The sequence below is a fragment of the Flavobacterium rarum (SeqCode) genome (genome assembly GCF_965234445.1).
Classification (GTDB): Bacteria; Bacteroidota; Bacteroidia; order Flavobacteriales; family Flavobacteriaceae; genus Flavobacterium; species Flavobacterium rarum.
The window spans coordinates 73,942-95,856 of sequence record NZ_OZ248506.1 but is presented as its reverse complement, the minus strand read 5'-3'; the positions used below and the strand labels follow the sequence as shown (position 1 = coordinate 95,856).

The 21,915-nt window shown below is 32.5% G+C and carries 21 protein-coding genes; 10 read left to right on the top strand and 11 right to left on the bottom strand.

Translation table 11 applies throughout. The annotated features are described in order from the left end of the window. Positions 1-106 precede the first annotated feature (106 nt). The 3 genes from AC8GF4_RS17300 to AC8GF4_RS17290 form a co-directional block, all read right to left on the bottom strand. On the bottom strand, positions 107-1,084 hold the full coding sequence (locus AC8GF4_RS17300; protein WP_506596489.1) for a ribonucleotide-diphosphate reductase subunit beta: 978 nt from the start codon (positions 1,082-1,084) through the stop codon (positions 107-109). Positions 1,085-1,343: 259 nt separating this feature from the next. Then, a complete protein-coding gene (locus AC8GF4_RS17295; RefSeq protein WP_506596487.1) occupies positions 1,344-1,916 on the bottom strand; it encodes a DUF3109 family protein in 573 nt (190 codons plus the stop codon). 92 nt (positions 1,917-2,008) lie between these two features. Beyond that, a complete protein-coding gene (locus AC8GF4_RS17290) occupies positions 2,009-2,821 on the bottom strand; it encodes a hypothetical protein (RefSeq protein ID WP_506596486.1) in 813 nt (270 codons plus the stop codon). 217 nt (positions 2,822-3,038) lie between these two features. Between AC8GF4_RS17290 and AC8GF4_RS17285 the strand changes: the two genes are divergently transcribed. The 3 genes from AC8GF4_RS17285 to AC8GF4_RS17275 all read left to right on the top strand — a co-directional run bounded on the left by AC8GF4_RS17285 (position 3,039) and on the right by AC8GF4_RS17275 (position 4,514). Continuing rightward, complete coding sequence (locus AC8GF4_RS17285) at positions 3,039-3,614, top strand: MarC family protein (RefSeq protein WP_506596484.1); 576 nt, start codon at positions 3,039-3,041, stop codon at positions 3,612-3,614. 85 nt (positions 3,615-3,699) lie between these two features. Beyond that, on the top strand, positions 3,700-3,903 hold the full coding sequence (locus AC8GF4_RS17280; RefSeq protein WP_506596482.1) for a hypothetical protein: 204 nt from the start codon (positions 3,700-3,702) through the stop codon (positions 3,901-3,903). Between the two features lie 2 nt (positions 3,904-3,905). Further along, positions 3,906-4,514 (top strand): FAD-dependent oxidoreductase, encoded by a 609-nt coding sequence (locus AC8GF4_RS17275; RefSeq protein WP_506596480.1) that lies wholly within the window; start codon positions 3,906-3,908, stop codon positions 4,512-4,514. A gap of 9 nt (positions 4,515-4,523) precedes the next feature. On the opposite strand, the gene AC8GF4_RS17270 is transcribed toward AC8GF4_RS17275, so the two are convergent. The 3 genes from AC8GF4_RS17270 to AC8GF4_RS17260 form a co-directional block, all read right to left on the bottom strand. Continuing rightward, positions 4,524-6,119, bottom strand: a complete 1,596-nt coding sequence (locus tag AC8GF4_RS17270) for a S41 family peptidase (RefSeq protein ID WP_506596479.1) — start codon at positions 6,117-6,119, stop codon at positions 4,524-4,526. A 273-nt stretch (positions 6,120-6,392) separates the two neighbouring features. Further along, on the bottom strand, positions 6,393-6,827 hold the full coding sequence (locus AC8GF4_RS17265) for a deoxycytidylate deaminase (protein WP_506596478.1): 435 nt from the start codon (positions 6,825-6,827) through the stop codon (positions 6,393-6,395). A 3-nt stretch (positions 6,828-6,830) separates the two neighbouring features. Beyond that, entirely contained in the window at positions 6,831-7,424 is a 594-nt protein-coding gene (locus AC8GF4_RS17260) for a HupE/UreJ family protein (RefSeq protein WP_506596476.1), read from the bottom strand. Positions 7,425-7,607: 183 nt separating this feature from the next. Between AC8GF4_RS17260 and AC8GF4_RS17255 the strand changes: the two genes are divergently transcribed. Next, complete coding sequence (locus AC8GF4_RS17255) at positions 7,608-8,039, top strand: TerB family tellurite resistance protein (protein ID WP_506596474.1); 432 nt, start codon at positions 7,608-7,610, stop codon at positions 8,037-8,039. Positions 8,040-8,098: 59 nt separating this feature from the next. Here the strand turns inward: AC8GF4_RS17255 and fbp are convergent, their stop codons facing one another. Further along, on the bottom strand, positions 8,099-9,118 hold the full coding sequence (fbp, locus tag AC8GF4_RS17250) for a class 1 fructose-bisphosphatase (RefSeq protein ID WP_506596472.1): 1,020 nt from the start codon (positions 9,116-9,118) through the stop codon (positions 8,099-8,101). 170 nt (positions 9,119-9,288) lie between these two features. Between fbp and AC8GF4_RS17245 the strand changes: the two genes are divergently transcribed. The 6 genes from AC8GF4_RS17245 (at position 9,289) to AC8GF4_RS17220 (ending at position 17,623) form a co-directional block, all read left to right on the top strand. Further along, positions 9,289-9,771, top strand: coding sequence for a GNAT family N-acetyltransferase (locus tag AC8GF4_RS17245; RefSeq protein ID WP_506596471.1), 483 nt, complete (start codon positions 9,289-9,291; stop codon positions 9,769-9,771). A gap of 56 nt (positions 9,772-9,827) precedes the next feature. Next, positions 9,828-11,084: an aspartate kinase gene (locus AC8GF4_RS17240; RefSeq protein ID WP_506596469.1), complete on the top strand. Its 1,257-nt coding sequence runs from the start codon at positions 9,828-9,830 to the stop codon at positions 11,082-11,084. Positions 11,085-11,285: 201 nt separating this feature from the next. After that, positions 11,286-14,693 (top strand): DUF8818 domain-containing protein, encoded by a 3,408-nt coding sequence (locus tag AC8GF4_RS17235; RefSeq protein WP_506596468.1) that lies wholly within the window; start codon positions 11,286-11,288, stop codon positions 14,691-14,693. Positions 14,694-14,945: 252 nt separating this feature from the next. Continuing rightward, positions 14,946-15,482: a hypothetical protein gene (locus tag AC8GF4_RS17230; RefSeq protein WP_506596466.1), complete on the top strand. Its 537-nt coding sequence runs from the start codon at positions 14,946-14,948 to the stop codon at positions 15,480-15,482. A gap of 151 nt (positions 15,483-15,633) precedes the next feature. Next, positions 15,634-16,695, top strand: a complete 1,062-nt coding sequence (locus AC8GF4_RS17225) for a glycosyltransferase (protein ID WP_506596465.1) — start codon at positions 15,634-15,636, stop codon at positions 16,693-16,695. A gap of 127 nt (positions 16,696-16,822) precedes the next feature. Further along, positions 16,823-17,623, top strand: a complete 801-nt coding sequence (locus AC8GF4_RS17220) for a DUF2490 domain-containing protein (protein ID WP_506596464.1) — start codon at positions 16,823-16,825, stop codon at positions 17,621-17,623. A 366-nt stretch (positions 17,624-17,989) separates the two neighbouring features. On the opposite strand, the gene phoU is transcribed toward AC8GF4_RS17220, so the two are convergent. The 4 genes from phoU to pstC form a co-directional block, all read right to left on the bottom strand. Continuing rightward, positions 17,990-18,670, bottom strand: coding sequence for a phosphate signaling complex protein PhoU (gene phoU, locus AC8GF4_RS17215; protein ID WP_506596462.1), 681 nt, complete (start codon positions 18,668-18,670; stop codon positions 17,990-17,992). A 181-nt stretch (positions 18,671-18,851) separates the two neighbouring features. Next, entirely contained in the window at positions 18,852-19,610 is a 759-nt protein-coding gene (pstB, locus tag AC8GF4_RS17210; RefSeq protein ID WP_506596460.1) for a phosphate ABC transporter ATP-binding protein PstB, read from the bottom strand. 49 nt (positions 19,611-19,659) lie between these two features. Next, the gene (gene pstA, locus AC8GF4_RS17205; RefSeq protein WP_506596459.1) at positions 19,660-20,604 is read right to left on the bottom strand and encodes a phosphate ABC transporter permease PstA; all 945 of its coding nucleotides are present in this window, start codon (positions 20,602-20,604) and stop codon (positions 19,660-19,662) included. A gap of 2 nt (positions 20,605-20,606) precedes the next feature. Continuing rightward, positions 20,607-21,845, bottom strand: a complete 1,239-nt coding sequence (gene pstC / locus AC8GF4_RS17200; RefSeq protein ID WP_506596457.1) for a phosphate ABC transporter permease subunit PstC — start codon at positions 21,843-21,845, stop codon at positions 20,607-20,609. Positions 21,846-21,915 lie beyond the last annotated feature (70 nt).

Below are 21,915 nucleotides of genomic sequence, written 5' to 3'. Positions count from 1 at the left end.
AGTTTTCAGATTTGGGGAATCTTATGAAAACAACTTAATTGTATTTATTATTTATTTAAATTTTTGTTTTGAATGTTATAAAAACATTAAAACGGAAAACAGAATATTAAAAATCAGCGTCGAAACTAATTTTTTGAGAATCACCCTCGGTAACTTTAACTCCTGATTTTTGATATTCGGCCACTTTTTTCTCGAAGAAATTAGTTTTACCTTGAAGTGAAATCATATCCATAAAATCGAATGGATTGGTAACGTTGTATTCTCTATCACAACCCAATTCTACCAATAATCTATCGGCAACAAACTCTAGGTATTGTGTCATTAATACTGCATTCATACCAATCAAACTTACTGGTAATGATTCAGTTATAAATTCTCTTTCAATATTTAAAGCATCTACAATTATGCTTCTGATTCTATCTTTTGGCACTTTATTAATCAAATGATGATTGTGTAAATGCACAGCAAAATCACAGTGAACACCTTCATCACGAGAAATTAACTCGTTTGAAAATGTTAAACCTGGCATTAAGCCTCTTTTTTTCAACCAATAAATAGAACAAAATGCTCCTGAAAAGAAGATCCCTTCTACTGCTGCAAAAGCAATCAAACGTTCTGCAAAAGAATCGGATTCAATCCATTTCAATGCCCAATCTGCTTTCTTTTTAATAGCTGGAAAAACATCCAATGCATTAAACAAATCCGACTTTTCGGACTCATCTTTTACATATGTATCAATCAAAAGGGAATACGTTTCGCTGTGAATGTTTTCCATCATGATTTGAAAACCGTAGAAAAATTTTGCTTCGGCATATTGCACTTCATTCACAAAATTCTCGGCTAAATTTTCATTTACAATTCCATCTGAAGCTGCAAAAAAGGCAAGAATGTGTTTTATAAAGTAACGCTCATCATCATTCAATTTATTGTTCCAATCATTCAAATCTTGAGATAAATCAATTTCTTCTGCGGTCCAAAAACTAGCTTCCATCATTTTATACCATTCCCATATATCATGATGTTTGATAGGAAAAATCACGAAACGATTCTTGTTTTCTTGTAAAATTGGTTCAATTTGCGACATTGGATTGTAGTTGTTTTTTTTGAAATTTTATTGAAAATGGGTGCGAAAAGCGAATTACAAAGATTGTGAAATATTGCGGTTATTAAAAGCCAAACTTATTCACAATCGACTCTAGTTTTTAACAATATATTAAAATGGGAATATTTTTCATACAATATTTATTTATTTGATAATCAATGATATAAGCCCATTAAAAAGACATAAACACCAGTAAAATATAGGAATTTCAAAAAATAAATACTTAAAAGACTGTTAGATTTTACAATCCTTTTTTAAGGTCGTCGGCCACTTTTTCAAGTTCTATATACCAGTTTTCACCAAAGCGACGAATGAGGGCTTCTTTGACAAATTTGTATACAGGAACTTCTAGTTCTTGTCCTAATGAACAAGCTGCATCACAAATATCCCATTTGTCATAATTGACCGCGGCAAACTCCGTGAAATCTTTAACGCGTATTGGATACAAATGACAGGAAACAGGTTTTTTCCAATCGATAATTCCTTGATTGTAGGCTTGCTCAATACCGCAAAGAGCGGTTTTTCCATCAAAAATCACATAGGCGCAATCTTTGTTGTCTATGAGTGGTGTTTCCAAATCTCCATCAGTTCCATTTACCCAAGTTCCTTGCGCTTCAATAGCTTCAATGCCTTGCTTTCTTAAAAATGGCTTTACTTTTGGGTATATTTCTTCTAATATTTTTGTTTCCGCCAAACTCAACGGAGCTCCTGCATCTCCATCGACGCAACAAGCCCCTTTGCAGGCAGACAAATTACAAACAAATTCTTTTTCGAGTATATCCTCCGAGACGATGGTTTTTCCTAGTTGAAACATTTTGCAAAGGTAACCAAAGATTCAAGAAATAAAAAGCACTATTGAACATATGTCCTGAAACAAGACTAATTAACACATTGCAACTATTTTACTTACATAAAATGATAATCTGCTTTATTAAATACAAAAACACTTTTATCCAAACTAATGCATCGCATAGTAGACACTTTTCCTTTATTCATCATATCTTTAATAGTCATATCCATCATTAATGGTTTTTCTCCTGGCTTAAAATAATTCGAAAAAGCATCAGGTATTTTTTTATTTTTCTGGTTTTTGAACAAATCTCCAAAACTCACTTTGGCATCATTGGTGTAATAAAAAATAATATCATATTCGTCATTTATCGCCTGAATCCCTTTGCAATTGTATCCTAAAATAGTCTTATTAGGCATGGCTTTATAGATGAATTTAGATTTCTCACTTTCTATATTTTCCATTTCCGAATAATCAGGCATTTTGGATGCAGAAGCCATCTTCTCTTTTGCATTACCAAAACAAGTTACCATTATTCTATTATGAGCATCCATAATCATAAACGTACTTTCTTCTTTTTTTTGACCAATATTAAATCCAAAATAACCGGCATTTGGTTCCAAAAAATACGCTGCATTCATTGCTTTCCCTTCATCTGTTTTGATTTCCATTACATACTTCCAACTAAAAACATACGAATTGGGAACTTTGGAAACATCTGCTTTGTTTTGGACATAACCCCCCATTATATCTTCTGAATTGACATTTACTTTTACAGCTTGGTCCTTTTGTTGGTTGACTTTGTTGGAAGCTTTGTTCAAAGCATGCTTTTCGGTAGCATTTTTTATTTTATTCCAAATTTGAGCTTGTGTACCATAAGATGAAAAAAGTAGTACCCAGAATCCTAAAATAATCCACATCTTTTTCATTTGACTAACTTTTAAAATTACAATCAAATTTAATAATTGGTTTTCAGATAGTTAGTTGTTTTAACTTTTGATTTTAATAGAAAATAAATTAAAAATAAATATTAAAAAAAATCAACAACCAATGATTTGTTTAAAGAATAATCAAAATGTAAAAAATAAATGTATTTTTGAAAATGATAATTGTATTTTAGCTCTTCATTGATAGAAATAAAACAATATGGATTTAAACTTCAGAGAAATTATAACCGTTGGAATGGTGCTTTTTGCAGTAATTGATATCGTTGGGTCGATACCAATAATAGTAGGATTAAGAGCCAAACACGGCCATATAGAATCAGAAAAAGCTTCGTTGGTTGCAGGATTAATTATGATTCTATTTTTATTTATAGGAGAAGAATTTTTAAGTTTAATAGGCATTGATGTGCACTCATTTGCAGTAGCTGGATCTTTCGTTTTATTCTTTTTGGCCTTGGAAATGATATTAGGCATTCGAATATACAGAGACGAAGAAGCCAGTTCTGCATCAATTGTCCCTTTAGCTTTTCCATTAATTGCTGGTGCTGGAACAATGACAACGCTATTATCTTTGCGTTCCCAATTTCATACCGTAAACATTGTAATTGCAATTGTACTGAATATTATTTTGGTTTATGTAGTTTTAAAATCATCTGGTAAAATTGAAAGAATGCTAGGAAAAAACGGACTTGGAGTAATCCGAAAGACTTTTGGCGTAGTCCTTTTAGCAATTGCTGTTAAATTATTCGCTGCTAATGTTAAAGATTTGTTTGTCTAGAAAAAAAAATTATAATTTTACCCTCTAAATTTTTTGGTATTGAAAAAGACCAATTACATTTAGACAATATAAAAACATGAATCCTATGAAAATTTTTACTAACATTTTAGTGCTTTTGGCAGTTGCATTACTTATTTTTAACATTACACTAATCGATTTTAAAAGCCCATTTGCAGGAGACAGTATAATTGCATTTGTTGGAATCGCTGCGTCATTTTGTGCTGTATTAATACTTCTTATTTTTAGAATGTCTAAAAAAATAGTTGAAAAAATGAACGACAACATATAATTATGTTTGACGTTTTAATTCTAGGAGGTGGCGTATCGGGTATGTCTTGTGCTCAGGTACTTGGTTCTGCCTCAAAAAAAACATTTGCTATCAACAAAAAGATTGGAATTTTTACCCATCAGAAAAACTCTTCACTTCAAGAAGCCATTTTTAATAATGCCTATGGAATTGATCCAGGTACTTTAGGGTCTGATTTATTGATTAAAAGTATTGATCATTTATCCAATACCTACCCCCATATTATTCTAATTCCTGAAGAAAAAGTGTTAAAAATCGAGGGGGCTTACCCTGATTTTACAGTTGTCACTAACAAAAACTCATATCAAACTCGTTCTGTTGTTATTGGCATTGGTTCTGCCAATACATTTGCTATTGAAGGTCTATTACAGTATGTAGAACCTCACCAAAAAGCGCTTCCAGAAAAACAAAGGATACAACTTAAAAATACAGATCATAAAGTAGCTGATGGCATTTATGTGATTGGAACTCTCGCGGGGTGGAGAAGTCAACTGTCAATTGCTGCAGGAAGTGGTGCCTCAGTAGCAACCGATTTACTTACTTTATGGAACGACGGTATTCAGACACATTCGCACGATAGCATTAGAAAATAGCTTACCACTTCACTTTGCCTTTAGAACTTTAGAATTTTCCTTCAAAACTGCCTTTATAATTGTATCTTCTTTCAACATCATTTCATAATAGTATTTATCACCAAACAATTGTCTAGCAAACTCGGCATTTACGTATCGATTGACCAATTTTTTGTGTTTACTAAGATTAACATCCAAACCGTTTTGTAAAAGATATTTCTGAAATGCATTAACAAACAATTCATTAGTATTCATTTTATCTCTAAATTGCTCAAAGGTCAGTTTTTCAAAAACAGCTCTATTTTTATCTAATTCTTCAAAAACAAAATGTCCAACGATACCTGATTGCAATAAATATGATACGTTTTCAGCGCCATGTTCTGCTTCCAAAGGCACAAAAACGTCTGGCACAATTCCTCCTCCACCATAAACAATTTTGCCCTTTTTGGTTTTAAACTTTAAAGAATCAACCACTTTGATACTGTCTTTTTGATACAACTCGCCGTGTAAAAATCGAGAATCCGATTCTTTAAAATATTCTTCATTGCCTTTTGAATAAGGCTTTTGGATGGACCTTCCAGTCGGAGTATAATATCTAGCAATGGTCAATCTAACAGCAGAACCATCGTTGAAATCCATTTCACGTTGCACTAATCCTTTGCCGAAAGAGCGTCGTCCTACAATAGTTCCGCGATCATTATCTTGAATAGCTCCAGCAAGGATTTCACTTGCAGAAGCACTATTTTCATTAATTAAAACATATACGTTTCCTGTTTCAAAACTTCCTTCTTCGGTAGCAAATGTTTTTTCAGAAGTTCCTTTTTTGCTTTTGGTAAAAACAATCAAATCTTTGTCTTTTAAAAACTCATCGGCAATAGCAATTGCTTCTTCCATATAACCTCCTCCATTATCACGAACGTCTATAACTAATGTTTTAATGCCTTGCTTTTTCAAAGAGGCCAAAGCTACTTTAAACTCATCAAAAGTAGTTTCTGCAAAACGATTGATCTTAATATAACCTATAAATCTATCCAAAAGCAAAGCTACATCGACGCTTTTTAAAGGGATGACATCCCTATTAATGGTAATTTTAATTTTTTTGTTTTCTGATTTTCTAAAAACAGTTAATACAATTTTCGAACCTTTTTCTCCTTTTAAATTAGCATACAAACTATCATTTGGTAATTTTCTACCATACAATTTGGTATTATCAACAAACAAAATACGATCACCCGCTTTTACACCTGCTTTTGCAGAAGGACCATTTTTTACAGGATTAATGACCGCAACCGAATCCTTAAACATATAAAAATTAATTCCAATACCCACAAAATCACCTTTCATATTCTCTGCAATTTCAGCTTGTTCACTAGGTGGTATGTATACAGAATGCGGATCCAATTTGGACAAAATATTATCAACTGTAAGACTTACAATCGAATCGGTATTAACATCATCTACGTATTCGTTGTCTATAAAATCAATTAACTTATTGAGTTTTTCCTTGGTATTATTTTTGGCTATAAAAGATTTAGAAGATGGCGTACCAGACAAACTACCAATAAGGATTCCAAGGGCAAAAATGCCTCCGACAAGTATGGGTAAATATTTGTTGTCAAATTTCATATGCAGATAATATTTGTTTTTTTTTAGGAATATAGTGTCGCCAGATCTTCATTGGTGTTTGCAACAGCTACCATCATAGCGATTTCATATGTAGATAATATTTGCTTTTTTTTTAGGAATATGGTATCGCCAGATCTTTATTGGCGTTTGCGACAGCTTCTGTCAATGCGATTTCATACAGCTAAAATATATTAGTCAAAGGTCAAAAAGCTTTCGCATTCTTTCGTTTGCATTTGTTTGCAACAAAATGTTTTTAAATGCCGAATTCATATATTACTCTTCTTCCAAAACGGGTATATGTTCCACTTCAATTCCTGCTTTTATCAAAAACTGTATTCCTGAATCATCACGATATCCATTATGATAGACGACTCTTTTAATTCCCGATTGATGAATTAATTTACTGCACTCTTTACAAGGCGACAATGTAATATACAAAGTTGCTCCTTCACAAGATTGTGTCGATCGAGCTACTTTCAATATGGCATTGGCTTCGGCATGCAAAACATCCCATCGCGTTAAACCATCCTCGTCTTCACAACAATTTTCAAAACCTGATGGAGTTCCATTGTATCCATCCGAAATAATCATTCTGTCTCTTACAATAATGGCTCCAACTTGTTTTCTTTTACAATAAGACAACAAACCCCATTCTGTTGCTATTCTTAGATATGCTTTATCGTATTTATTTAATTTCTTCTTTTCCATTTTTTATCTTTTCCAGATTTCACTTTCTATAATCATAGGTAAAACTACACCAATTATGAATGCCGACATAACTAAAGTCCAATCTCTTTTTGAAAATCGAAAAACCGTTTGCACTATATAAGAAAGTATTAAAACCACAATTACAACCACGATTTGAGCAGCTTCTATTCCTAATGCGAATTCGGACATTGGTAATAATTTTGAAACGGAACTTCCTCCTAAAATTGTTTTAAAATAATTGGAGAATCCCAATCCGTGTATGATTCCAAAGAAGAGCGTAATTACAAAAATCAAATTGACACTTCCGTTCTTATTGTTTTTACCTGCTGTAAACAAATTATAGAAAGCTGTTATTAAAATTGTAATAGGAATCAGCAATTCTACCACATTTACTTTGATAGCGATAATACCAAAAACAGAGAGAAACAAAGCTGTTGTATGTCCTAAAGTAAATACGGTAACCAATAATAAAATTCTTTTCCAATCATTGAAAGAGAAAGGAACAGATAGAGCAATTAAAAACAAAACATGATCGTAGGAATGTATATCCAATACGTGTTTTAATCCAATTTGAAAGTAAATCAAAAATTCTGACATCGATAAAATAATTAAATTGATATGGGATTGTAAACTTACGATTAATTTTGAAACCGAAAAATGAGATTATAATGATTCTAATAAAACGACATCTATAAAGTTCATTCGAACAAATATATCCGCAAATTCAACCTAAAGATTAAAAATTTAATTATCTTTATGTAAACCTAAAACACAATTATTATGCCTTTCTCAGAATTATTTGACAGCGAATTCAAACAAAGAAACAAAGGTCATTTTTCAGCCATTGTGCGTGTTGCACTTGCTGACGGAAAATCAAATCCAGAAGAAAAAGCCTTTTTGGATAAATTGGCCAGAAATTTAGAAATTTCAGAAGAAGAATACAAAGAGATTCTAAAAAACCCGATTAAATATGACATCAATCCTCCCTATTTGTACGTAGAAAGGTTAGAAAGATTATTTGACTTAGGCAGAATGGTACACCGCGATCATCAACTTGGGGACAAACAAGAAAAACTTCTAATAAAATTTGGACTTGCATTGGGGTTCACGCCAAGTAATGTAAATTATATAGTAAACAAAGCTCTCATATTAATTGACAAAAAAGTAGACATTGACAACTTTCTGTACGAAATGAAAAATATGAATAAATAGTAACAGCTCCCAATTGGGAGCTGTTTTTTTGGGTTTAGTTTTTTGGTTTATTCTTTGGTTTAATATTTACTCAATTTTGCTTTATGCATAAATTCTTCTGCTTTTTCGACCATATTCAAGCTTCCGCAAAAAAATGAAACTCTTTCGTGAAGTTCTGTAGGTTGTAATTCCATAATTCGATCAAAACCATCTGAGGCTTTTCCTCCAGCCTGCTCCACAACAAAAGCCATGGGATTGCATTCGTACAACAATCTTAATTTCCCTTTTGGCGATTTTTTACTGGTTGGATAAATATATATTCCACCCTTTATCATGTTTCTATGAATATCCGCAACCAAACTTCCGATATAACGAGAGGTATAAGGACGCTCTTCTTCTTCTTGTTGACAGTACTTAATATAGTCTTTCACCCCTTGCGGAAAATGAATGTAATTTCCTTCGTTTATAGAATATATATTTCCATCTTCAGAAAATTTCATATTCGGATGAGAAAGATAAAAAGTTCCAATGGCTGGATTCAAAGTAAACCCGTTTACACCATGTCCCGTTGTATATACCAACATAGTCGAGGTTCCGTATATTACATAACCCGCGGCAACTTGATTGATTCCTGGCTGTAGAAAATCTTCTAAAGTTACTGGAGTTCCAATTGGCGTGATTCTTCTATAAACCGAAAAAATAGTGCCCACTGTAACATTCACATCAATATTAGATGAACCGTCTAATGGATCCATCAAAACTACATATTTATTATTATGGCTATTGTCGATACCTTCAACAGTAATAAAATCATCATTTTCTTCTGAAGCGATACCACAAACAATTTCACGATTTATTAAAGTTTGAATAAAAATTTCATTGGCATAGACATCTAATTTTTGTTGATCTTCTCCTTGAATGTTTACTTCTCCGGCTGCACCAACAATGTCGACTAATCCCGCTTTGTTTACTTTGTAATTGACCACTTTGGCAGCCAATCGAATTGAGTTGATAATTCTAGATAATTCACCCGATGAATACTGAAAGGCTTTTTGGTTTTCAATAATAAATTCCCCTAGTGTTTTGTTTTTTTCTTCCATTACGAAATCGTTGTAGTTAGTTTCAAGTCACAAATATCGTTTTTTTTGTGAAAATGAAAAGAATAATACGAAGATAGTTTATCAGAATTGTATATTTGCTACATATATCACAAAAACAAGTTCCTAATCAGCTATTTTTTAATAGAATTACAGGATAATAATACGAAATTATGAATATACGCAAAGGAAAAAAAGAGGATATGCAGGGTGTTTTGGCATTAATTCAGGAATTGGCTGTATTCGAAAAGGAACCAGATGCTGTTTTAATCACCGAAGAAGATCTAGTTCGTGATGGTTTTGGCGAAAATCCGTTGTTTCAAGTTTTTGTTGCCGAGGTTGACAAAGATATTGTAGGTATTGCACTTTTTTATTACCGTTATTCTACTTGGAAAGGAAAAACAATTCATTTAGAAGATTTAGTAGTCAAAGACAGTATGCGTGGTACAGGATTGGGTTATGCTTTATACTCTGAAATCATCAAGCAAGCCAAAAAAGATAACGTTAGAAGAATCGATTGGAATGTTCTGGACTGGAACACAGGGGCGGTTGAATTTTATAAAAAATCAGGGGCAAATGTTCTTGACGAATGGAGAGTAGTTCAAATGGATGAAGCGGAAATCAACTATTTTGTAGACAACAAATTAAAAAATTAAAATACGATTTCTTTTTGGTATAAAATCTGAAAGTGAAATCAAAAATCGGAATTAAAATGAGAGTATTCAAATTTGGAGGTGCTTCCGTTAAAGATGCAGCCGGAATTAAAAACGTTTATGACGTATTGCAACAAGTGGGTTATGAGGATGTATTGGTTATTGTTTCGGCAATGGGAAAAACCACAAATGCGCTAGAAGAAGTAATCAAAAATTATTTTGAGAAATCGGCAGAATTAAATTCATCTGTTCAAGAAGTAAAAAAATACCACAATCAAATCTTAATTGATTTGTTTGAAGACGATAAAAACGATGTGTTTACTGCAGTTAATACTCAGTTTACCGATTTAGAATATTTCTTAAATCACAACAAATCTCCGAACTACAACTTTGTTTACGACCAAATCGTAAGTTTTGGAGAATTGATTTCGACTACTATTTTAAGTCATTTTATGGCTTTTAAAGGAATTCAAACACAATGGCTAGATGTTCGAAATTATATTAAAACGGACTCCACTTACCGAGATGCCGAAGTAGATTGGGAACTGACTCAAAATAACATCTCCAAAAATATAAAAAGAAAAATTTTAAACATCACTCAAGGTTTCTTGGGTTCTGATGAAAATAATTTCACTACCACTTTAGGTCGTGAAGGATCCGATTATACTGCAGCCATTTTTGCTTATTGCTTGAATGCAGAAAGCGTAACGATCTGGAAAGATGTTCCTGGAGTCATGAATGCCGACCCAAGATATTTTGAGAACGCAAGTTTACTAAATCAAATTTCGTATCGTGAAGCTATCGAATTAGCATTTTACGGAGCATCTGTTATTCATCCAAAAACATTACAGCCTTTACAGAAAAAGGAAATTCCATTGTATGTAAAATCGTTTATCAATCCATTATTAAAAGGAACTTCAGTTTCCAAAGGAGTCGATTTGGAGCCTTACTTACCTTGTTTTATTGTAAAAAGAAACCAATTGTTGATTTCATTGTCATCCATAGATTTTTCATTTATAATGGAAGAAAACATCAGTGAAATCTTTGGTCTTTTTCACCAATTCAAATTGAAAGTCAACTTAATTCAGAATTCGGCGATCAGTTTCTCTGTTTGTGTAGAAGATAAATTTGGAAATTTCAATGAATTGAATTCGATTCTTTCCAAAAAATTCAAAGTAGATTTTACCGAAAATGTGACTTTATATACCATTAGACATTTTAATGAAAATGCCGCACAAACCGTAGAAGAAAACAAAACAGTTCTTTTGAAACAAGTGAGTAGAGAAACGATGCAAATTGTGACTAAGGAGAGTTAATGTTTTTCCTAAAATATAATTTAGTTAACTTAAGAAAAATGGAGATCGTTAATTCGGTTTCCATTTTCTGTTTTTAGGTGTTATCGCACTTTTTGCAAACCAAATTACACTATTGTCTAACTTAACAAATTATAAAATAATAAACACTATTTTTGACACTTTGGAGTTATACTATTTATGCTAAAAAAGGTGTTATTTTGGATGGTCCTATTTTGTTTTTCTGCGCTTCAGGCACAAGAAACAAATTCGGGCTACAGCACCAAAAAAATAGTGTTCACAACCGATACTATTCATTTGGAATCGGTGAGTATCGACTCCAATTTCTTCAAAATTTTGGATGCCAAAAATCAAGTTGTTGACAGTACTTTATACCAAATCAATTTTCCAAAAGGGTATCTTTTATTCCAAAAACAAAGCCCAATTACTTCTGATTCTTTAACGGTTTATTACCTCAAATTTCCAGAAGCCTTAACCAAAGAATATACGATTTACGATAGCAGTAAAATTCTGGATAATGATGCTACGAATCAAAATTTGTACAAAATTGAAAACGTTTCGACTCCAAAAAACATTCCATTTGATGGTCTTATAGCAACAGGAAGTCTTTCCAGAGGTGTTACTATTGGCAACAATCAAAATGCGGTAGTCAATTCAAAATTGGATTTTCAAATCACCGGTAAAATATCCGAAAAAGTGAGTATTCGAGCCTCTATTCAAGACACGAACATTCCTGTTCAAGAAGGCAGTTATTCACAGCGATTGAATCAATATGATAATATATTTATGGAACTCTTTACCGACAATTGGAATGTTCGGGCTGGAGATGTTTTCATCGCCAATAACACAACGCGATTCCTGACTTTCAATAAAAAAATTCAAGGATTGTCTGCTACAGTAAATTTCGGAAATGAGGATAGCAAAACAACTGTTTTTGCATCGGGTGGACTCGTAACAGGAACTTATGCCAGCAGTAATTTCAAAGGACAAGAAGGAAATCAAGGCCCTTATAAACTTATAGGAAAAAATGGAGAACTCTATGTATTGGTCATCATTGGTTCAGAACGGGTTTATGTCAATGGTGTATTATTGGAAAGAGGAGAAAACAAAGACTATTTAATAGACTACAATTCGGGGGAAATAGTGTTTACCTCTCAATTCCCTATCACTTCGGAAATGCGAATTGCAGTTGAATACCAATATTCTGAAAATAACTACACTCGATTTATAACCTATGACGGTGGTAGTTTTACTGATAAAAAATGGACCATCGGCTCAGCCGTTTATTCTGAAAGTGATTTGAAAAATCAGCCGATACAGCAGAATCTTTCCAATGAACAAGCAAAAATTTTGGAAGAAGCTGGAGACAATCCCATTTTAATGGTTGCTCCATCTGCTGTTCCAGACGTTTTTGATGAAAAAAAAATACAATACAAGCAAACCGTATTCGGAACGACTACTATTTACGCATATTCGACAAACGCTACAGATGCGCTTTATAACGTTCAATTTTCGTTAATCGGTCAAGCCAAAGGAAATTACAAACTAATCAATCCTACCAGTGTTGATCGAATATTTGAATATGTAGCGCCATTAAACGGTATTCCACAAGGAAATTACGAACCAATTATTCAATTAATTGCACCTGTAAAACAACAAGTAGCTACTTTCTTTGGCAAATACAATCCTTCGGAGAAAACAGCTGTCGATTTTGAGATGGCCATTAGCAACAGCGATAAAAATTTATTCTCATCAATAGACGACGGCAACAATCAAGGTTTGTCTGGTCAAATTAGTGCCAAACAACGGCTGTATTCCAAAAAATGGAATGTAGATGCTTTTGCAAATTTCCTCGGCGTAGAAGGAAATTTCAAACCTGTAGAGCGCATTAATAGCATTGAGTTTTACCGAGATTGGAACATCAACTCAACAATAACAGGAAATCAAAGTTTACTCGGAACCGGTTTAACTATTCATTTAATTCCAATTAAAGATTCAAAAGATCGGGCCAACATTACTTATGCCTTCGAAAAATTAGCCCTTTCGGAAACGTATTCGGGTATAAAAAACAATTTAAACGCCAATTTAAAATTTCGAAACTGGAGCATTAAAAACGATGGCAGTTATTTAAAAAGTGATGACGCAATTAACGCTACAAAATTTCTTAGAAGCTTTTCGAATATTAGGTATAATTATAAAAATAATTGGATTGGAAGCACCCTTCGAATGGAAGACAATCAAGAAAAAAACAAAACAACCCATCAATACGCTTTGTTAAGTCAACGCTTTTCAGAATACGGAATATATGCAGGTCATGGAGACAGCACCAAAGTATATGTACAATTGGGATATGCAAAAAGAATAAACGATAGTATTCAAAATGGATTATTGCAAAGAGTGAATACTTCAAACAGTTATACTATTCAATCCAAATTGTTCAAAACAGAAAATCGGGATATTTCCATATTTGCAAATTACAGGCTTTTAAATTATACAGATCCCGTTTTGAAAACTACACCATCTCTAAATGCGAAAATAGAGTACAACGACCAATTCTTTAATAAATTGATTCAAAGCAACACAAATTACCAAACCAACTCGGGGACTATGCCCTTTCAAGATTACACTTATGTTGAAGTCCCAGCAGGACAAGGAAAATACACTTGGAATGATTATAATGGCAATGGTATAAAGGATTTAGAAGAATTTGAAATCGCTCCCTTTTCGGATTTAGCAAAATACACTCGGATTTTTTTACCCAATCAAATCTATATAAAAACCAACCACAACAGGTTTTTGCAATCCTTTACAATTAATCCAATTATATGGCAAAATGACAGTACTTACAAGAAAAAGTTTTCTCATTTTTACATGCAAACATCCTTTATTATAGAACGGAAAGTTAAAAATGACGGAGAGCATTTAGATCTAAATCCGTTTGATTCTTCCTCAGAAGCCATTCTAGGATTAATCAAGTCATTTACAAATAGTCTTTCTTACAATAGAGGAAAAAGAGACAATTCAATTACATATATCTATTCAAAAAACGAAAATCAAAATCTGCTTTCCATCGGTAACATTCAAAACAAAAATAGTTTCCATCAGCTACAATATGAGCATTTAGTTCAAAAAAGCTGGTTGTTTAATCTACAGGCAAAAACTTTAAAAACCGCAACTGAATCCAAATCATTTGCCGAAAAAAATTATACCATTGAAGGGTATTTATGGAATCCAAAAATTAGTTATTTATTTTCTAAGAATGTCAGTTTGGACGTTTTTTATGAATACATTGACAAAGAAAACAAAATAGGAACACTGGATCTTTTAAAACAAAATAGATTTGGCTCCTCTTTTAGCTTTATAGGAAGTTCAAAATTTAATGCAAACGGTGAAATTTCATTATATGAAAACAACTTTGAAGGGAATGAATATTCTTCGGCAGGATATCAAATGTTAGAAGGTTTACAAAAAGGAAAAAACACAACTTGGCGAACACTTATTCAAATGAACTTGACAAAGTTTTTGGATTTGAATTTTATATATCAAGGTCGAAAAAGCGAAACCAGTGATGCAATACATAATGGAAGTGTTGAATTGAGGGCGTATTTTTAAGGAATTACAAATATTTAAACTAACTATTTGGGCGTGACCCTCTTGAGAAAAGGGGCTTATCTGGAGTACCGCTTACATAGCCCCTTTTCTCAAGAGCGTCGGGCTATCACGAGCGCTTTGGCGCCTTGCTCTATCCCTCACGCATTGCTGCAAAACTTACAGCTTTTTTTGTGATAACAAGTTTAAAACACAAAAAAATACAATAAATAAAAAAATTTAGTAAATTTATTTGAATTTTAAAACCAAACAACTATGAAATCACAGATTGCTTCTCCTGTTAGCCATTTAGGCTCAGGCAACAAAAACAAACTGAAAAGCTTGAGTAAAAAAATACTATTACTAAGCTGCTTCTTTATTGCATCCAATTCTTTTTATGCTCAAACTTTAAAAACAAAAGAAAAAACAGTAACTGAAAAAGCTACCAAAGAAACCAAAAAAACTACAGACAAAGCAATCAAAGACACGAAAGCAACTGCTGATAAAACAACAAAAGGAGCAAAAAAATCGACAGACAAAACAATCAAAGATTCAAAAGCAACTGTTGACAAAACAACAAATAACGCAAAAAAATCTACTGATAAAATAACAAAAGATTCCAAACAAACAGTAGACAAAACTACTAAAACGACTAAAAAAGAAGTTGCCAAAACCTCAAATAACACAAAATCTGCATTAAAAACAGCGGACAAAGTTACTGGCGAATACAACGGCAAAAAAGTATACACTGGACCTCAAGGAGGAAAATATTACATCAATTCAAACGGAAATAAAACGTACATCAAACAATAATTTTTATTTTTTAAAACATTCAAAAGGCTATCCTAAATTGGTTGGCCTTTTTTTATATAAATTAAATAATCTTTTGGTAATATAGTGCAAACATTAAACTGCAACACAAAAAGTATCTTTAGACTTACAACTAAAAATGTAAGACTTTAACATGAATTTAAACTCAGAAAATAAAACCATCTTAATTGCTCCCTTAAATTGGGGATTGGGTCACGCTACACGCTGTATTCCTATTATCAAAGCCTTACAAGAAAACAATTTCACGCCAATTATTGCATCAGATGGAAATGCTCTGGAGTTACTTCGGAAAGAATTTCCCTATTTAAAAACACTTGAATTGCCTTCCTACCAAATTGAGTATGCCAAAAACGGTAAAAATTTCAAATGGAAATTGATTAGAAGCTTGCCAAAAATGCTAGAAGCCATAAAGGAAGAAAAAAGAATAGTAAGAAAATGGATCGTTAAATACAAAATAGACGGAATCATATCCGACAACCGATTAGGAGTATTCAGCAAAAAAATTCCTTCGGTATTTATTACACATCAATTGAATGTTATGACTGGAAACACCACATGGATAACCAGTAAATTACACCAGCATATTATAAAAAAATACAATGCTTGTTGGGTTCCCGACATCAATTCTCAATTAAATTTGACAGGAAAACTAGGTCATGTAGAAAACAGTTGCCTCAAAGTGCGTTATCTTGGTCCATTGAGTCGTATGCACAAAATGGCTTTGCCTTTACAATATGACTTAATGATAATATTGTCTGGACCAGAACCCCAACGAGGCATGTTGGAAGTACACCTGACAAAAGAACTAAAACGATTTGAAGGGAAGGTAGTATTTATAAAAGGCATTATAGAATCGGAACAAGTAAAAGAACAAATTGAGAATGTCACGTATTATAACTTCATGAAAACCCGCCAATTGGAGCAAACTTTCAATGAAAGCAAAAAGGTACTTTGCCGTTCAGGTTATACTACGATTATGGACTTAGTTAAATTGAACAAAAAAGCTTTTTTCATACCTACGCCAGGACAATACGAACAAATCTATTTGGCTGAAAAATTACAAGATGAAGGATTGGTCCCTTACGCAACTCAAAAAGACTTTAAGATTGAAGATCTTTCCAAAATAGATATATTCAAAGGACTGCCAGAATTGGACACTACCGTAAATTGGGAAGAGTTGTTTAAGGTATTTTAGACCAAAGATTTCAATTGTACAAAATATTGGTATATTTGTTTTATAACATTACTCAAAATTCCCAATAAAAAAAATGCTTTTATTGAGTTGATTTAAAAATCGTTACTATACAAAGCAGAATTGCATTATGTCTTATCCGAAAACAGTTATTCCTTTTTTTAGAATAAATTTTAGAAATTTCGTCTATCAATTAGGTATGCTTTTTTTAGGCATTCAATCTTTTGCTCAGATTGAACATGAAAATCAATTTACAAATGAGTATCAATTCAACAGGGTAATAGGTAAAAAAACGGCAGTCGAACTTAATATAGGTCACGACTATACAAGTGGCGTTAATGAGACAAATCCCTTTTACAAAAACTCACAACTATCCGGACACCTCTGGATTCATTATTTCGCTTCAAAAAAGTGGAAAATTTCTGGATCTCTTGCTTACATTTACAATAAAGATGTACCTGAAATAACCAATAAAAAATCTTCTGAAATTCGATTCTCTGCACAAGGAATTTATTATTTAATCAAAAAAGAGTATGTACTTACGAATCGATTTCGAATTGAAGATCGAATATTAGGAGACGAAAATAGCACCCTAGATATTGTATTTAGGTTTAGAGAAATGGTGAAATTAGTGTATCCTATCAGTATCATTAAATTTGGAAAAGGGTCGATATACAGTATTGCTTCCGAAGAAGTTATTCTTAAAACCAAAGGTTCTACAACAGGAGAAGGCTTTTTTGACCGTAACAGACTTACAGCAGGCCTTGGTTATTCATTTTCGGATACTGTTCAATTTGAACTTACTTATGTAAATGAATATCTTCCCCGAAATACGAAGGACAAGATGTTCAATACCATTTCTACTACTTTAATCTTTAATGATTTAATTTCTGTTTTAAGGAAAAAAAATGGAAACATACCGACCTATTAAAACTAGCGTTAAAAAATAATACAATTTAAACTTTAAATTTAGCTTTATAAAACAATCTAGTTCGAAGTCTGTTCGAGTATTTCATTAAAAAATGCGTTAGCTTTTTTTTAACGAAATGTATCGAGAACCCAAACCTTGTATGCTTCTCGATACAATTTAGAATAGTAAAGCTATCACATACTATTCTAAATCACTCGAAGAGACGTAGCATTTTTATCGGAGTAAAATCAAAAGTTAAATGGCATAAAAAAAGTCTTTGGCAAAACTTTTATGGTAAATCCAAAAAAGAAGTCAACTAAATCAAAAAAGTCGAAACAATTAAAACTGTTTCGACTTTATGCTGTAAAATATTTTTTTATGTAGAATTTATGATTCAGACATTAAATCTTCCAAATTTTCGTGTTTGATAATTTTGGCATTAACCATAAAATAAACATACTCGGCTATATTGGTACAATGTTCTGAAATTCGTTCCAAATGTTTTAAAACAATTACCAAATTGGTTCCTGAAACTACAGCTTTAGAATTCACTTTCATTTCATTGATTATATCATGAATTGCATCTTCACATTTGTTTCTAATATCTTTATTAAGTACAAAAATTTCACCAATTGTATTTCCATCACGAGTAATAAAACAGTTATTGGTTTTAACAGTTACTAATTCTACTTGTTTTGCTATATCAATAATATTGAACTTTACAATTAAGTCATGTTTCTCCTTAATGTTTTTTGACTTTTTTACAATACTAATAGATAAATCTCCAATACGCTCAATTTCATTACTGATTTGCATTGCTGACATAATAAAACGTAAATCTGATGCAACTGGTTGTTGCAAAGCAAAAATACTTTGACAAATTTCGTCAATTTTTATATCTAATTTATCAATTTTGGTTTCTGTTTTTTTAATGCTTTTCCCTTCAGCAGCTTCTGGTTCTAATAAAAGTATTTTTACGGCTTCGCTCACTTGGCTTTCTGCCAATTGACCAATTTTTTCAATAACACTTTTTAATTTGTCCAATTCTAATTCTAAATATGATGCCATTTTTTTTAGTTTAAAAGTTTAAGAATTTAAGAGTTTAAAATGGTTTGAAAGTTTAAGAGTTTAAAATGGCACACGGTTTGAAAATACCAAGGAACATTGTATTAAGCAACGAGTCAAAAAAATCCAACCCAAAATTAAACGTTTTAAACTATTTTAAACAAGACTAAACCATATTTCACTACTATCCAAATCTACCTGTAATATAATCTTCGGTTTGTTTTTGTACAGGTTTTGTAAATATAGAATTTGTTTTTCCCATTTCTATTAAATTCCCCATATAAAAGAAAGCCGTGTAATCACTTGTTCTTGCCGCTTGTTGCATATTGTGAGTTACAATAATAATGGTATATTGTTCTTTTAACTCATGTACTAATTCTTCAATTTTTGAAGTTGAGATTGGGTCCAATGCACTTGCAGGCTCATCCATCAAAATGATATCTGGGCTTACCGCCAAAGTTCTTCCAATACACAAACGTTGTTGTTGTCCACCAGACAACCCCAATGCTGAGTCATCCAATCGGTCTTTAAGTTCGTCCCAAATAGCCGCTTTACGTAATGAAGTTTCAACTATCTCATCCAATTGTGTTTTGTCTTTTATTCCGTTGATACGTGGTCCGTATGCAATATTTTCATAAATAGATTTCGGAAAAGGGTTTGATTTTTGAAAAACCATTCCGATTTTTTTGCGAATATTTACAACGTCAACATTTTTATCATAGATATCAACATCTTCAACCAACATTTTTCCAGTAATTGAAACACTTGGAATTAAGTCATTCATTCTGTTGATACATCTCAGAAAAGTAGATTTTCCACATCCAGAAGGGCCTATTAAAGCTGTCACTTTATTGGCTGGAATATCCATTGTTATTTCATTCAATGCTTGTTTTTCGCCGTAGTATAATGATAAATCATTAACTTTTATTTTTATGTCTTTCATTTTTTATTTGTTGAGTCTAAAATAATAAATTATATAATTAAACTGAATATTATTTTGCTTTTCTTCTAATTCTTGATCTAATAATTACGGCTACAATATTAAGCGACAGTGTCAAAATTAATAATACCAAGGTAGTAGCAAATTGTATCGGCATTGTTTTCTCCACATCGGAAGATTGAGTGGACATGATGTAAATATGATACCCCAAATTCATAAACTGATCACTCAAAGAACCTGGCAAGGTTGCCAAATAATAAGCAGCTCCTGTAAACAAAATGGGGGCAACTTCACCTGCTCCTCTACTTACAGCCAGAATCGTACCCGTCATTATACCTGAAACAGATCCAGGAAGAACAACTTTTTTAATCGTTTGCCATTTTGTTGCACCAAGAGCCAAACTGGCTTCTCTTAATTCACGAGGTATTGTTTTTAAAGCTTCTTCAACAGAAACAATTATTACAGGTAAAGTTAGTAAAGACATTGTTAAACTTGCCCAAAGAATGTTGGGTTGACCCCATCGCAATTGTCCCCCATTAAAGGCTGTATCAGCACCCGCTCCCAGAAATTGGATGAAAAATCCAAGTCCAAAAAGACCAAATATTATAGAAGGTACAACTGCTAAAGTACGAACTGAAAATCGAACGGCCGCAGCAAATTTTGAATTTTCACTGGCATATTCTGTCAAGTACAAAGCAGTGATTGTTCCAAAAGGCACTGCTGCTATAGACATTACAATAACTAAAATAAAAGTACCTATTAAGGCAGGGAAAATCCCTCCTTCGGTCATACCGTTTGTAGGGAAAGAAGATATAAATTCCCAAGAGAATTTAGTTCTACCTTCATAAACAATAATACCCAAAATAATAAAAAGAATAGCAATAATGAGTATAACCGCCAATTGCGTAACTCCAACAAAAACCTTTCCTTTTATATCAGACGCACTTTTCTTACTTGAAAAAAAGTGAACCCCTGAATCTTCTAATACTTTTTCCATAATTATTTACCTTGGAATTTTTTTAATAATTTACCTTTAACATAAAACTCAGCTACTGCATTTAAAGCAAATGAGAAAATAAAAAGTAATGATCCTATAAAAAATAACACACTATAATGCGTATCGCCAAATACAGTTTCAGACATTTCTGAACCAATAGTCGCTGCAAAAGTTCGCACACTTTCAAAAGGGTTTGCCGAAACCAAAGCAGCATTTCCTGTTGCCATAAGTGCAATCATTGTTTCACCAAAAACCCTACCTACTCCTAATAAAAGTGCTGCAAAAATACCTGGAGTAGCAGCTGGTAAAATAACAAAAAAGGCAGTTTGCCATTTACTGGCTCCCAATGCCAAACTAGCTTCGGTATATGTTTTTGGAACCGCAGCCAAAGCATCTTCAGAGATGGTGTATATAATGGGAATAGCAGCCAAAGCCATTGCAACTCCACCTATAAAAGCATTTAATCTTGAATCGTAACCAAAAACATTTTGAAAAAAGGAAGCCAAAACCATCAAAGCAAAAAATCCAATTACTACAGAAGGAAAAGCAGCCAACATCTCTATTATTGGTTTAATGATTTCTTTTACTCTTTTTGATGCAAAACAAGACGTATACAGAGCGGCAAAAATAGCCAAAGGACCCGCAATAAGCATTGCAATAATAGTTACTTTCAAGGTCCCAATCAACAAACCTAACAATCCAAATCTAGGATTATCAGAAACAGGAACCCATTCTGTAGTAAAAAATGTACTCCATGTTTTATCAGCTCCTTCTTTGTTTTCAGAAACAGCATCCATTGCTTCATCAGCTGAAGCAACAGTTAAATCTTCTGTAGGAGTATCACCATAGGATTCGGGTTTCAAATCTTCCTGAGAAACAGGTTCAGAACCATAAGTCTCAGGCTTTAATTCCTCAGTAGGTTCTTCATACGTCTCAGGCTTCAACTCTTCTGCTGATTCAGAACCGTATGTTTCTGGTTTCAATTCCTCAGTAGTTGATCCGTAGGTTTCAGGTTTATTTGTTGTTGTAGATTGAATTTCTGTTTTTGCTTTTTCTTTATTACCAAAACTAAACAATGGCAATGATTCTTTGAAAACAAAAATGAAAATCAAAAAAATTATCGCGATTGATAAAAAAGCAATAGTAGAAATAATCTTTTCAGCAAGGAATTCAGAAAGTCTGAATTGTTTTTTTAAACTTTCTTTGGTAAAAGTTTGCTTGATCGGTAGTTGAGAATTCATCCTTTTGTATTTAGGAATTGATATTGTATAAACACAAATATCCCCCACTTTAAAAAATGAGGGATACTTT